This window comes from Cedecea neteri (assembly GCF_000758305.1).
GTDB classification, from domain to species: domain Bacteria; phylum Pseudomonadota; class Gammaproteobacteria; order Enterobacterales; family Enterobacteriaceae; genus Cedecea; species Cedecea neteri_C.
Window position 1 is genome coordinate 129,196 of the sequence record NZ_CP009458.1, and the last position, 11,901, is coordinate 141,096.

12 protein-coding genes are annotated in these 11,901 nt (G+C 55.8%); 6 read left to right on the top strand and 6 right to left on the bottom strand.

What is annotated here, in order from left to right; all coding sequences use genetic code 11:
- Positions 1–300: a type II toxin-antitoxin system MqsR family toxin gene (locus LH23_RS00600; protein WP_039286975.1), complete on the bottom strand. Its 300-nt coding sequence runs from the start codon at positions 298–300 to the stop codon at positions 1–3.
- 116 nt (positions 301–416) lie between these two features.
- Entirely contained in the window at positions 417–1,553 is a 1,137-nt protein-coding gene (locus tag LH23_RS00605) for an alpha/beta fold hydrolase (RefSeq protein WP_039286978.1), read from the bottom strand.
- Between the two features lie 187 nt (positions 1,554–1,740).
- Here LH23_RS00605 and LH23_RS00610 point away from each other — a divergent pair, with 187 nt between their 5' ends.
- The 4 genes from LH23_RS00610 to LH23_RS00625 are packed head-to-tail and all read left to right on the top strand — an operon-like array spanning position 1,741 to position 5,523.
- Positions 1,741–2,253 carry a winged helix-turn-helix transcriptional regulator gene (locus LH23_RS00610; protein WP_052050090.1) on the top strand — a complete coding sequence of 171 codons (513 nt, stop codon included), beginning with the start codon at positions 1,741–1,743 and terminating at the stop codon, positions 2,251–2,253.
- Complete coding sequence (locus LH23_RS00615) at positions 2,186–3,241, top strand: 2-dehydropantoate 2-reductase (protein ID WP_197062501.1); 1,056 nt, start codon at positions 2,186–2,188, stop codon at positions 3,239–3,241. The genes LH23_RS00610 and LH23_RS00615 overlap by 68 nt, the downstream gene beginning before the upstream one ends.
- A 9-nt stretch (positions 3,242–3,250) precedes the next feature.
- A complete protein-coding gene (locus tag LH23_RS00620; RefSeq protein WP_039286984.1) occupies positions 3,251–4,099 on the top strand; it encodes an AraC family transcriptional regulator in 849 nt (282 codons plus the stop codon).
- Positions 4,100–4,149: 50 nt separating this feature from the next.
- Positions 4,150–5,523 carry an MFS transporter gene (locus LH23_RS00625; RefSeq protein WP_231560166.1) on the top strand — a complete coding sequence of 458 codons (1,374 nt, stop codon included), beginning with the start codon at positions 4,150–4,152 and terminating at the stop codon, positions 5,521–5,523.
- 3 nt (positions 5,524–5,526) lie between these two features.
- On the opposite strand, the gene LH23_RS00630 is transcribed toward LH23_RS00625, so the two are convergent.
- The gene (locus LH23_RS00630; protein ID WP_039286986.1) at positions 5,527–6,558 is read right to left on the bottom strand and encodes an SDR family oxidoreductase; all 1,032 of its coding nucleotides are present in this window, start codon (positions 6,556–6,558) and stop codon (positions 5,527–5,529) included.
- A gap of 81 nt (positions 6,559–6,639) precedes the next feature.
- Here LH23_RS00630 and LH23_RS00635 point away from each other — a divergent pair, with 81 nt between their 5' ends.
- Positions 6,640–7,605, top strand: a complete 966-nt coding sequence (locus tag LH23_RS00635; RefSeq protein WP_039286991.1) for an AraC family transcriptional regulator — start codon at positions 6,640–6,642, stop codon at positions 7,603–7,605.
- A 48-nt stretch (positions 7,606–7,653) separates the two neighbouring features.
- Here the strand turns inward: LH23_RS00635 and mgrA are convergent, their stop codons facing one another.
- Entirely contained in the window at positions 7,654–8,688 is a 1,035-nt protein-coding gene (gene mgrA, locus LH23_RS00640; protein WP_039286994.1) for an L-glyceraldehyde 3-phosphate reductase, read from the bottom strand.
- A gap of 239 nt (positions 8,689–8,927) precedes the next feature.
- On the opposite strand from mgrA, the gene LH23_RS00645 reads away from it, so the two are divergent.
- Complete coding sequence (locus LH23_RS00645) at positions 8,928–9,839, top strand: LysR family transcriptional regulator (RefSeq protein WP_197062502.1); 912 nt, start codon at positions 8,928–8,930, stop codon at positions 9,837–9,839.
- Positions 9,840–9,985: 146 nt separating this feature from the next.
- Here the strand turns inward: LH23_RS00645 and LH23_RS00650 are convergent, their stop codons facing one another.
- Both LH23_RS00650 and LH23_RS00655 read right to left on the bottom strand, forming a co-directional pair.
- Positions 9,986–11,050 carry an aldo/keto reductase gene (locus LH23_RS00650; protein WP_039287000.1) on the bottom strand — a complete coding sequence of 355 codons (1,065 nt, stop codon included), beginning with the start codon at positions 11,048–11,050 and terminating at the stop codon, positions 9,986–9,988.
- A 43-nt stretch (positions 11,051–11,093) separates the two neighbouring features.
- Positions 11,094–11,684, bottom strand: a complete 591-nt coding sequence (locus tag LH23_RS00655) for a cupin (protein WP_039296256.1) — start codon at positions 11,682–11,684, stop codon at positions 11,094–11,096.
- Positions 11,685–11,901 lie beyond the last annotated feature (217 nt).

Genomic DNA, 11,901 nt, shown 5'->3' on the forward strand with positions numbered 1-11,901 from the left:
TCAGGACTCCTTAAATGACACGATAAGCACTCCGCCATAAACAATCAGCTTTATATAGAGCGACTGCCCATTGAAGACTGGCCGGTAGACCTCATGCCAGAGGGTATGATCGTGGTAAGCCGTCATACTTTTTTCGAAATCCCTGGGGCTAAGCGCCAGCACGACGTCGAAAAAATCCCGCTTTGCGGTAAAACCAAGCGCTGCGCCACTCGCTAATGCGGTATGGGTTATCGCAACATTGCCCGATCTGACCATCGAGTGAATAAAACTCAGGCGGGTATGGGGCGTTCTCTTCTCCATGAGATTAACCTATCTGCAAAAATATGCAAATAGGTTAATTTCGTTCCTGGTGCGTGTAAATCACCCCGGTAGAAATCCTCGAGGCATCTCCAGAAATATGTGACGCCCGACGAGAGTTAGCCTTTATCGCCAATCCATTGCATAAATTCGCCGACGTGATTAGCCCACAAATCCGGGCGCGTCATGGTGAAATGCCCCGGAGATGTCGGGGTGCCAGCCTGTACCACGTAGCGGCCTTGTTTTAGCTTCGGCACCTCGGTTTCCAGCACGCGCAGGCTGTCCGGATTGAACTCGTCGTCCGAGAAGTTCAGCGCATACAGTTTGGTGGTGATTTTGCTCAGATCTGGCTGCGGGTTATAGCTGAAAGAGGATTTGAGTGAATAAATCACATCGTTGGTGTCGATATGGTTGGCCGTAAAGCGGTTGTTCGCCAGGAACTTGTCCGCTGCGGCACCGTCCGGGATAGTCCTTTGCAGATCCGGCGCGCTGTCGATCATCATTCGCAGGATGTTGTAGCCCTGAAGCCAGCTCTCAGGCGCCTGAGTATAGTTGCCGTTGTGCCAGGTCGGATCGGCTCGCACCGCGTCCACGATCATTCTGCGCCACAGCAAATTACGCCCGGAGACCTTGATCGGCAGCGACACCACCGGCATAACGCCGTCCATCATGTTCGGGTACGCCACCGCCCACTGCCAGGCGTTCATGCCCCCCATCGACATCCCTATCACCGCATGCAGATGTTTAATGCCCAGCGTTTCGGTCACCAGCTTGTGCTGCAAATCAACCATATCGCCGTAATCGTAGTTGGGGAATTTTGCCTTTAAGCCGTCGCTGGGCTTGCTCGACTGGCCGTGACCAATGCTGTCGGCAAAAATCAGGTAGTAGCGGTTCGAATCCAGCGGGCGGCCCGGTCCGTAAAGGGATTTAGTCCAGACCGGACTCAGCAGCGCCCGGCTGTCTGCCCCCGTCCAGTGCAGCACGAGAATTGCATTATCAATCTCTCCCTGTGCATTTCGGTGCGCCTTCCCGAGCGTGGCGTAGTGCAATTTCACCTGAGCCAGCGTTTCGCCATCCCGAAACTTATAGTTAGCGAATACGGCATCGGCCTGATGCGCCGCCGGGTTGAGCTGAGTGTCCCAGGGAGCCGCGGGTACTGCTGCGGGGGCGGCAAATACGGGGCTGGAGAGCCCGGTACCGGCCAGCAGAAGGCTTAACAACAGACTGATTTTCGTAAGGGTACGCGTAGATTTCATTAAGGTTCACCTGGGTAAATGAGCGACGGTTCTCTGGCATCGGTTGTTTAAAACTTGCCCTCCCGCCATTAACTCTTATAATAAGAGTAACAATAAAAAGATCAACTGCAGCGTAACCATTGGCCGGTGGCAGAGATCCGGCTATAGACTGTTACCGGGCCCACGTTGATGAAAAATAAGGAACGCTATGCGCTCGAAAGGTTTTGAAGGTATGACCTGCTCCATCGCCTGCGTGATGGGAGCCTTAGGCGACCGCTGGGGAATGCTGATTATGCGGGACCTGTTTTTAGGCCTCCGCCGTTATGACGATTTTCGCCGCTCCAGCGGCATCACCAATGCCACATTGTCCGACAGGCTAAAAGTGCTTGAAGAGCAAGGGCTGATTACCCGGCAGCGCTACCAGACGAGGCCGGATCGCTACGAATATTTGCTCACCGAAAAAGGGCGGGATATCGGGCTGGTGCTGCTGAGCATGATGCAGACAGGCAGTAAGTGGAATATTCCAGGCCTTGTGGGGCCGTCGCTTTTCATGGTGGACGGCAACAGCGGGCATAAAGTGAAAGTTGCCCTCGTGGATACCGAAACCGGGCAGCAAATTTCGCCGCAGGACGTCATGGTGGAGTTGGGGCCCGGTGCCGACGACCTCACCCGCTGGCGTGCTGCAGGCCGAATCAGAAACCCCGAACCCAGCGAAAGCTAAGTCGGGCAAGATCAACGTAAACTCAGCGAGAAAAGTGATGAAAATACTGGTGGTTGGAGCAGGTGCAATCGGGGGTTATTATGGCGCAAGGCTTATTCAGGCTGGCGCTGACGTGACTTTTCTCGTTCGGCCAAAACGGGCTGAGTTGCTGGCAAAACAAGGGCTGCGGCTGGAAAGCAGTCTGGGCGATTTCAACGCCCCGGTTAATACGGTCACCCGGGACAGTCTCCGGCCCGACTACGATCTAATTTTGCTCAGTTGCAAAACGTACGATCTGCAGGCGGCTATCGAGGACATTACGCCCGCAGTTGGCTCTTCAACCTCCATTTTACCTTTCCTTAATGGCCTCTCGGTTTACGACGAACTCGACGCTCGCTTTGGCCGCGATCGGGTGCTCGGCGGCGCGGCTTATATTGCCACCACGCTTAACGCCAACGGTGAGATCAAACAAATGGGAGCAGCGGATCAGGTTGTTGTCGGCGCAAGATCGCCAGCCACGCTTGCTGTAGCAAAAGCGGTTTACACGCTGTTAGCCTCTTCCGCTGGCGGGCGCGCCCTGTCAGATAACATAATGCAGGCGCTGTGGAATAAATGGGTGATGCTGGCTTCCGGTGCGTTGATGAACTGCCTGATGCGCGGCACGGTGGGAGATATCATGGCGACACAGGACGGCGAAACGCTGATGAAACAGGCAATTTCCGAGAGCCTTAGCGTCGCCGCAGCGGAAGGCTATGCGCTGCCGCAGGAGGAAATTGCCAGCATCGAAACACGCCTGCTGGACCCACAATCCGCCTGGGCCGCCTCAATGAGGCGCGACATCGCCAGCAACGCGTCACGCCTTGAAGGTGATGCTATCGTCGGCGATATGATTACCCGCGCCACCCGGCACGGCCTGAACGTGCCGCTTTATCGGGCGGCGTACTGCCATCTCCAGGTTTACGCCCACCAGCACACGCCGGGCGCAGCGGCCCAGCAGCCGTTCAAATAACGAGGTCATATGGAGCTTCTCGCCAACGAGTGGACGCAATTTGTCGCGGCGCCGTCACAGGGGCTCCAGGGCCTGCACGCCCATTTTAATAAGCACCGCTATGAGCGCCATTCCCACGATTACTTTGTGATCGGCACTATGGACGTCGGGGCCTCGAAAGTGGGGCTGGGCCGCGGATCAATCATCGCCCCTGCAGGCAGCGCGATGATTGTGAATCCGGGGGATGCCCACGACGGCAGCGTTTACTCCGAGCAGGGGTACACCTACAGCATGCTCTACCTGCAGCCCTGGGTTGTGGACGGCATTGCTAATGAGCTGGAACTCAATCCCGACCACAGCCTTTGTTTTACCCGCCCGGTGTTAAGCGACCCGGATATCGTGGCCGGGCTGCAAACGCTTCACCGTACCCTGTTTCAACAACAGGACAGCTTAGCGCTGGAGGTGACGCTGATTGACGCCCTCAAACCACTGCTAAGCCGCTATTCCACGCGCTGTTTTACCCCGCAGGAAGAACACCATGAACCGCGGATTGCACGAGTACGCGACCTGATTCACGACAGCTTTGCTTCCACGCTGACCACGGAAGATATGGCGCAGGCTTCCGGGCTGAGCCGTGTTCGCCTGAACCAGCTCTTTCGTGCCGCATATGGCTTGTCGCTGCACGCCTACCTCAACAGAGTCCGCATGGATGCAGCAAGGCAAATGCTCCGCGCGGGCCTGCCCGCTGCGGACGTCGCCAGCGCCGTTGGCCTGTTCGATCAGAGCCACTTGATTCGCCGCTTTAAAGGCTGCTTCGGCATCACTCCGGCACAATTTGTTAGCGCTCATTTTTCAGATATCCAATACGGCCGCCGCTGACTTTTTCATACTCCTGCCCTTTAAGGTCTTTCTTTCCTTTGGAGCAGAGTATGTCTCATTCCACGGATTCACCGTCCGTCAGCCAGGCCAGCGCACGCGTGTCCGCCTGGGTCATGATTGTGATTGGCGCGGGAAGCGTGCTGTCGTCGCTCGACCTGTTTGTCGTTAACCTTGCTTTCCCGGCTATTCGCGATAGCTTTGCCGGGGCCACTAACCAGGCGCTGTCCTGGGTGATCAGCGCCTATTCCATTGCCTTTGCTGCGTTTCTGGTGCCCGCAGGCCGAATGGCGGATATTTACGGCCGCAAACGTATCTTCAAGGCAGGCCTGGCGGTGTTTTCGGTGGCAAGCGTGGCCTGCGCTTTTGCCCCGGACGTTGTCACCCTGATTTGCGCGCGAGGCCTGAAAGGCGTGGGCGCAGCGCTGATGATCCCCACCAGCCTGGGGCTGCTGCTGGCGGCGTATCCTAAAGAGCGCCATAAGCAGATGGTCGGGATTTGGGCCGCAACCGGCTCCGTTGCCGCCGCGCTCGGCCCAATGCTCGGTGGCGCACTGGTGAATATCGACTGGCGATTGATCTTCCTGATCAACCTGCCGGTGGCGATCCCGGCGCTGTGGCTGAGTAAGCACCTGACGGAAACGGCGGTCACTAAAAGCCGCTTCCCGGATATTCTCGGCTCGCTAATGCTGGTTGCGGGGCTTGCTCTGCTGGTGGCCGGGATCTCCTGGGCCAGCGACTGGGGCTTCGCCAGCGCCAGGCTTTGGACGGTGTTGGGCGGGGCGTTCATCTTCCTGACGCTGTTCGTTCGTCGCTGCCTGACTCAGCCCTCCCCGGCGCTCGACCTGCGGGTATTCCGCGTGCCTGCGTTTACCCTGGCGACGCTGGGCATGGCCTTTTTCTACATGGGATTTGCCATCATGCTGCTGGGCGGCAGCCTGTTTTTGACCCAGGTCTGGCACTGGCCAACCGTTGAGGCGGGTGCCGCTTTTGGTCTCGGCCCCGGCACTGCCGTGGTCGCTTCGTTGATCGCCGGCAGAACAGGGTTTTCCCCTAAAAAACTCACCATCGCCGCCGGTATTTTGTATGTGATAGCCGGCCTCTGGTGGCACAGCACTCTGAACGCCGAACCGGACTATCTGCTGGCCTACCTGCCTGCGCTGATGCTGACCGGAGCCGGAGCGGGTATCGGTCAGACGGGGTTTATCGCAGGCGGCACGGCAGCACTCCCGGCGCATCAATATGCCACCGGCACCGGGATCATTAATACATCGAGGCAAATTGGCGCCGCCATAGGCGTGGCGGTGTTTGTGGCCGTGTCCGGCAGCGCCGTTGCCAGCGAGCAGTACCACACCGCGTGGCTGCTGATGTCGCTCTTCGGGCTTATCGCTTCGCTGTCAGCCCTGCTGCTGAGTGCGAAGCGGTAGCGCTTATTTTTCCAGTAAGCCGAGGCGAATAAAGCTTTCGGCGGTGGCGACAATCGCCTCCTCCGGGGAGCGCGGCGCCCAGCCGAGCAGGTTTACCGCTTTCGCGTTGGTCACATTCATGTCCACACCCAGCAGAGTCAGCGACCCTTTCATACCCGGATTTTTGTGCGCCGCCAGGCGCACCATCCAGTCGGGCAGCGCGAGGGTAGAAACTTTGCTGGCGGCTTCGCCGAGATGTTTACGCAGGATTTTTGCCACCTCAACCATCAGCAGGCTGTGGCCGGAACTGGCAAGGAAGCGCTCGCCGTTGGCTGCCGGGTGCGTCATCGCCAGCCAGTGCAAGTCGGCCACATCGCGCACGTCCACAAAGCAAGAGTTGATGTTCGGATTGCCCTTTTGCCCGTCCAGCATGTTTTTCACCAGCCGCGTGGAGTGGGAAAAATCAGGCCCCAATACCGGCCCCATTACCGCCACCGGGTTCACCGCCGACAGCTCCAGGCCACGCCCTTCTTTCTCCACAAAGTCCCAGGCGGCTTTTTCCGCCAGCGTTTTCGATTTCTGATAGGGCCACACTTTGCCGGACACGTCGCTCCAGTCCGTTTCATCAAACGGGCGGCGATGGCTTGCCGGGTGCCCGACGCCAACGGCCCCAAAGGCAGAGGTGAGGACGACACGCTTAACCCCGGCAAAGCTCGCAGCGCGGAGCACTCGCAGGTTGCCGTCTACCGCAGGTTTGATCCAGTCTTCGTCGGTGGCGTGGTTGCCTGAAGGCGTCGGCGATGCGCCATGCATCACATAGCGGCACCCGGCCATCGCTTCAGCCCAGCCTTCATCCGCCATTAAATCTGCAACGAAAAAGGAGAGACGATCGCCCGGCTCGCAGCCGCCCTCTTTCAGGTTTTTGAGCACTTCGGCTTTGCGGTCAGCAGAACGTACGGTGGTGCGAACTTCATAGCCTTTTGCCAGCAGCGTAATAATGCAATGCTGGGCAATAAATCCGGTCCCGCCGGTAACCAATACGCTATCTTGTGTCATGCTTCTGTCCTCTGCGGCCTGGCAAGCAGGCGGTATATGTTCACTTGCTGCGCAGAATAAAACCAGCCAGTCGGATTTTGAATGCTTGATAGTCCGTTCTACTTGCGCAATAGTACGGAAATGCATACCGACCCGTTTTCTGAAATCCTCAAATTTGCCGACGCCGAGTCGCTGGTTACCGGCGGCTTTACCGCGGGCGGCGACTGGGCGCTTCACTTCCCCCCGCCGGACAAAATCAAGTTCTTCGCCATCGTCAAAGGCAGCTGCTGGGTGATGCTCGAAGGCCATCCCGAACCGATCCATTTTTGCACCGGCGACGTCGGCCTGCTGAATGCCAGGCGGGCGTTTATTGTCGCCAGCTCACCGGAGATCAAGCCGGTCGATGCCATGAGCGTTTTTAAGGCCGGAGAGCGGAACTACGCCGCGCTGGGGGAAGGGAAAGAGTTTGAGTATATGGGCGGCCACGTCCTGCTGGATCCCAACCGCGGGCAGATGCTTGCTCAGGTGCTGCCGCAGTGGATTCACATCCCGGCCGCATCTCCGCAGGCGGCGTCTTTCCGCTGGCTGCTCGACCAGCTGATTGCCGAAAGAGAAACGGCCCAGCCCGGCACCCAGCTCGCCTCCGCGCAGCTTTCACAGCTGCTGTTTATTCAGATCCTGCGTGCCCATTTGCAAACCAGCAGTTCGCTTCCGGCAGGTTTGCTGCGCGCCCTGGGCGATGCCCGCCTTGCCCCGGCGCTGCAGCTTATCCACGCCAACCCGGCTCAGAACTGGCGCCTGGAAGATCTCGCCAAAGCCTGCGCCATGTCGCGCACCACATTTGCGGAGTATTTCCGTAACGTATCGGGCATTACGCCCGTGGCTTATCTTACCCAGTGGCGTATGCGGCTGGCGGAGAAAGCGCTGCGCGAGCAGGCAGACCAAATTGCCATGGTGGCCCAGTCCCTGGGCTACACCTCGGAAAGCGCCTTCAGCAACGCCTTTAAGCGTGAAACCGGGCTGTCGCCGAAAGCATGGCGTAACGCCGCTCGCAACACGGTAAGTTGAGAATAAAAAAACGCCGCACAGTGGCGGCGTTGAATCAGTGAAATAACCTCATTTAATTTGCGAAGAGACACGCCATAAGTCCACGCCGCCTTCGGTGGCATGCCTGTCAATCTCGGCCAGCTCCTGAGCACTAAACGCCAGGTTATCCAGCGCTTTTAGCGAGTCCGCAAGCTGCTCTACGGTACGTGCACCAATCAACGCAGAAGTGACACGAGCATCACGCAGAACCCAGGCAATCGCCATTTGTGCCAGCGTTTGCCCACGACTTTCCGCCACGGCATTCAGCTCGCGGATCTTATTGAGGTTCTCCGTATTTAACATGCCAGCCACCCGAGAGCCTTCTCCGGCAGCACGCGCGCCCTGCGGCACACCGTTCAGGTATTTTGACGTCAGCATGCCCTGCGCCAGCGGGGAGAAAGCAATGCAGCCGCTGCCGATCTCTGCCAGCGTATCCAGCAACCCGTTTTCAATAGTCCGGTTCAGCATGGAGTAATTCGGCTGGTGAATGAACAGCGGGACTTTCTCTTCAGCCAGAATTTGCGCCGCCTGACGAGTCAGCTCCGGGGAGTAAGAAGATATTCCCACGTAAAGCGCTTTGCCCTGACGATGCAGCTGTACCAACGCCCCCATTGTTTCCTCAAGCGGTGTATCGGCATCCACGCGATGGCTATAGAAGATATCGACATAATCCAGTCCCATGCGCTTCAGGCTTTGCTCGCAGCTGGCAATCAGGTGTTTTTTTGTGCCCGTTGGGCCACCGTAAGGACCTGGCCACATATCCCACCCGGCTTTGGTGGAAATAATCAGTTCGTCACGGTAAGGAGCAAAGTCTTTTGCCATCCAGCGCCCGAAGTTCTCTTCCGCCGATCCCGCCGGCGGGCCATAGTTGTTGGCGAGATCGAAGTGGGTAATACCGTTATCAAAAGCATGACGCAGAATGGCTCTGCCGGTTTCAAAAATATCCACCCCGCCGAAGTTTTGCCACAGCCCTAACGAAATAAGCGGTAACGCCAGGCCACTTTTTCCCGTTTTACGGTATTGCATATTATTGCTGTAACGAGATGGTGCAGCACTGTAATTCATAACGCATTCCTCATGGTGAAGAAAAATATCAACGACAAGTTCGCATTAGATTAATAAAGCAAAACTTATAAAGCAGAGGTTTATAACCGACGATAAATCACCGACGTAATAAAAAGGAAATTAACCAATGAATAGCTATTTTGGGCGCGATAAATATCCATTGCGAAATCTATTTTCTCAGCGTATCGTTAATCTGTAAAATTCATTATTGAGATTGAATTAATCTTTACTGGAGATAAATGATGGAGCTGCGCCAAATTCGGCATTTTATTGCCGTTGCGGAACACGAAAATTTTACCCGCGCCGCACTCAGCATGCATATTGTGCAGTCGGCGCTGTCCACCTCCATCAAGCAACTGGAAGAAGAGCTGGGGACACCGCTGTTTATACGCTCCACGCGTAAAGTCCGCCTGACGATGGCCGGAAAAGTGTTTTTGCACTATGCCCACACTATCGGCCATTACGTGGATAAAGCGGTGCAGGAAGTAGACGCGATTGTGTCATTGAAAACCGGGACGCTCTCCATTGGCACCGTGCAAAGCGTGCCGCCGTTTATTGATTTACCGGAACTTCTGGAAACATTTATCCGTAAGTTTCCCGATTTCGAGGTCAAACTCTGCCAGGGCTCCTCTGAAAGGCTGAATGAAAAAATCCAAAACCAGCAAATCGATCTCGCCATTATGCCGGTGGAAGAAGTCTCCGACCGACTAGCCTCACGTATCATTGCCTGCGATGAGATGGTGCTGGCCTTCGCCCACGATTTTCCCGGCCTGCCCACAGAGGGGGAAACCATCGCGATGGAAGCACTGGCCGGCCTGTCATTTATTGATTTTGAGTCTGGCCAGGGGACACGAAAGGTCAACGACGGCTGTTTTGCGCTACAGGGGTTAAGTCGAAAAATCACCTTTGAAGTGAGCGATCTTGATACATTACTGAGCCTTGTAGAGCGAAAAATGGGGGTTGCACTGCTACCGGAAGAGGTGGTGCTGGCCCGGGGTGACAAGCTGGCGCGACTAAAAATCAGTAACGCAGATTTATGCTGGGAGCTGGCCGTGGTCTGGCTGAGCGACACACCGGGCAGCCTGAAGGTTCACGACCGCCCAGTACAAGAGTTTTTGGATATTCTGGATCCAGCGGGTGAGGAAGCCTGAATATACCGGCCCTTGAGGAAACATCTGCCGCTGGCGGTCAGTGAAAACAGCGGTTTCTTATATGACTGCATCATTTTTGATTTAAATCCCAGAGCAGAAAAGAGAGGCCAATGGCCTCTCATGAACAACAAAGTGCTACCTGCAACCTACAATCCCTGAATTTCGCGCCATCCTTCCAGATACATTTTTTCCGCCGGTGACGGCAGATCTAATGCCAGCTGGGCACGATGCCAAAATGGATAAATGGCCGCCGGGCGCCCCGCCTCTTCGATTTTCAGCATCTGTGCTTCCGTCAGCGTCAGGTGGATAGAGGCAATATTTTCCCTGAGCTGCGCTTCGTTACGCGCCCCTAAAACCAGAGAATCTACATTCGGGCGCTGCCTGACCCACGCCAATGCGACCTGTGGCACGGTTTTACCACATTCCGCCGCAACCTCTTTCAGCACGTCGATCACCTGGTATAGCCGTTCGCGATCGCTGATGTGCGGCTCGGTCCAGGTCGATCCCTGGCGCGTTCCATCCTGCGGCGGCGTCTCCCGGTCAATAAGCCCGGTCAACAAGCCTTCACCCAGCGGGCTCCAGATCATCGACCCAATGCCCATTTCTTTACCTCCGGGCAGCAGTTCATATTCGGCATCACGCCCTTCCGCAGTGTAATAAATCTGCTGGGCAACCGGCGCGGTATAGCCCAGTTTTTCCGCCAGATATTTGGTTTTTGCCAGCTGCCAGCCGCTGTAGTTAGACACGCCCCAGTAGCGAATTTTACCGGCCAGGACCAGCGAATCCATCACCTCCAGCGTCTCTTCCACCGGCGTCACGCCGTCCCAGCCATGAATCCAAAAGAAATCCAGCCAGTCCGTTTTCAGGCGGCGGAGGGAATCATTAACCTGAGGAATGAGATGCTGACGAGAGGCACCACTGCCGTTCGGCCCTTCATGCATACGAAACCGTGCTTTGCTGAACAGTAACCAGTCATCACGCTGCCCCAGTAAAGCCTCGCCCAGAATGCTTTCCGCCTGGCCAAAAGAGTAAAGATTGGCGGTATCAATCGCATTAATCCCCGCGTCGCGTGACAGCGCGATCATCGAGGCAGCCTGCTTCACATCAACGCTCCCGGCCCGATCAAAACCAAAATCACCGCCAAAAGTTAAAGTGCCGAGCACGTACTGCGAGACCTGCAGGCCGGACTGCCCCAGATTGACATACTGCATAGAGACTCCCGTAAAATATTTAATTCACTGAAAAATAGAAATATTACGCCTTCCAATAAGCGGTAATATCTGGCGCCAGTCCATTCACCGGGTCGTTTTTTGGAAACTGCAGGGAGGCCATACGTGCCTTCATTTCGGCAGTAGGTGCTTCCCGACAAATATCAAAACTCTGTCCTGCCGGATAAGCCCCAACGACCAAAAAATCGTCACTAGCCGACAGCCGACAATGCCCGGTACCGGCAGGTAAAAGCACCACATCACCGGCATTGACCGTGACTTCATGCCCCTCAGGCCCCCCCAGCATCAGGCGCGCCGTACCGCTGGCAAACCCCAGAACTTCATGTGCCGTTGAGTGGTAATGGTGGTAGTCATAAACGCCGTTACGCCATTGTGGAAACCACTGATTCGCCGCGAAGATGGCCTCCATTTGCGAGGCAATATCACCCTGCCTCAACACATTTCTGTAATGCAGAACCGGCAGCTTTGCATTATTAGGCACCCAGCCGTTGGCCGTAATTATTGTGGCTTCAGGTATTATTCCCGAACTGGCCCAACCGCGAGTTGGAGTGAGCGCTATTCCAGCTCCGGCCGCCAGGACCGATTTAATAAAATCTCTTCTGTCGAATGTGGCCATAACAATATATTTCCGCGTCGTGATGAGAAAAAAGACATACACCAGCGCTGTCGGTGCCTTTGTAGCATAGCCAGAAGGATTTATTTTTTAAGTAGATTATTTAGATGGGAGTTATCTATGAGAGAGATACTGATTGAATAATAAAAAGAAAAATGAAACAGAAGGGAAAACAAAAAGTCTTTATATGAAAAAAGCGGCCGAATTATTACGGCCGCTT

What these genes read in the sequence shown, in the direction of transcription:
- LH23_RS00600 (WP_039286975.1), bottom strand. Translation starts at nt 300, where the DNA reads ATGGAGAAGAGAACGCCCCATACCCGCCTGAGTTTTATTCACTCGATG.
- LH23_RS00605 (WP_039286978.1), bottom strand. Translation starts at nt 1,553, where the DNA reads ATGAAATCTACGCGTACCCTTACGAAAATCAGTCTGTTGTTAAGCCTT.
- LH23_RS00610 (WP_052050090.1), top strand. Translation starts at nt 1,741, where the DNA reads ATGCGCTCGAAAGGTTTTGAAGGTATGACCTGCTCCATCGCCTGCGTG.
- LH23_RS00620 (WP_039286984.1), top strand. Translation starts at nt 3,251, where the DNA reads ATGGAGCTTCTCGCCAACGAGTGGACGCAATTTGTCGCGGCGCCGTCA.
- LH23_RS00625 (WP_231560166.1), top strand. Translation starts at nt 4,150, where the DNA reads ATGTCTCATTCCACGGATTCACCGTCCGTCAGCCAGGCCAGCGCACGC.
- LH23_RS00630 (WP_039286986.1), bottom strand. Translation starts at nt 6,558, where the DNA reads ATGACACAAGATAGCGTATTGGTTACCGGCGGGACCGGATTTATTGCC.
- LH23_RS00635 (WP_039286991.1), top strand. Translation starts at nt 6,640, where the DNA reads ATGCTTGATAGTCCGTTCTACTTGCGCAATAGTACGGAAATGCATACC.
- mgrA (WP_039286994.1), bottom strand. Translation starts at nt 8,688, where the DNA reads ATGAATTACAGTGCTGCACCATCTCGTTACAGCAATAATATGCAATAC.
- LH23_RS00645 (WP_197062502.1), top strand. Translation starts at nt 8,928, where the DNA reads ATGATGGAGCTGCGCCAAATTCGGCATTTTATTGCCGTTGCGGAACAC.
- LH23_RS00650 (WP_039287000.1), bottom strand. Translation starts at nt 11,050, where the DNA reads ATGCAGTATGTCAATCTGGGGCAGTCCGGCCTGCAGGTCTCGCAGTAC.
- LH23_RS00655 (WP_039296256.1), bottom strand. Translation starts at nt 11,684, where the DNA reads ATGGCCACATTCGACAGAAGAGATTTTATTAAATCGGTCCTGGCGGCC.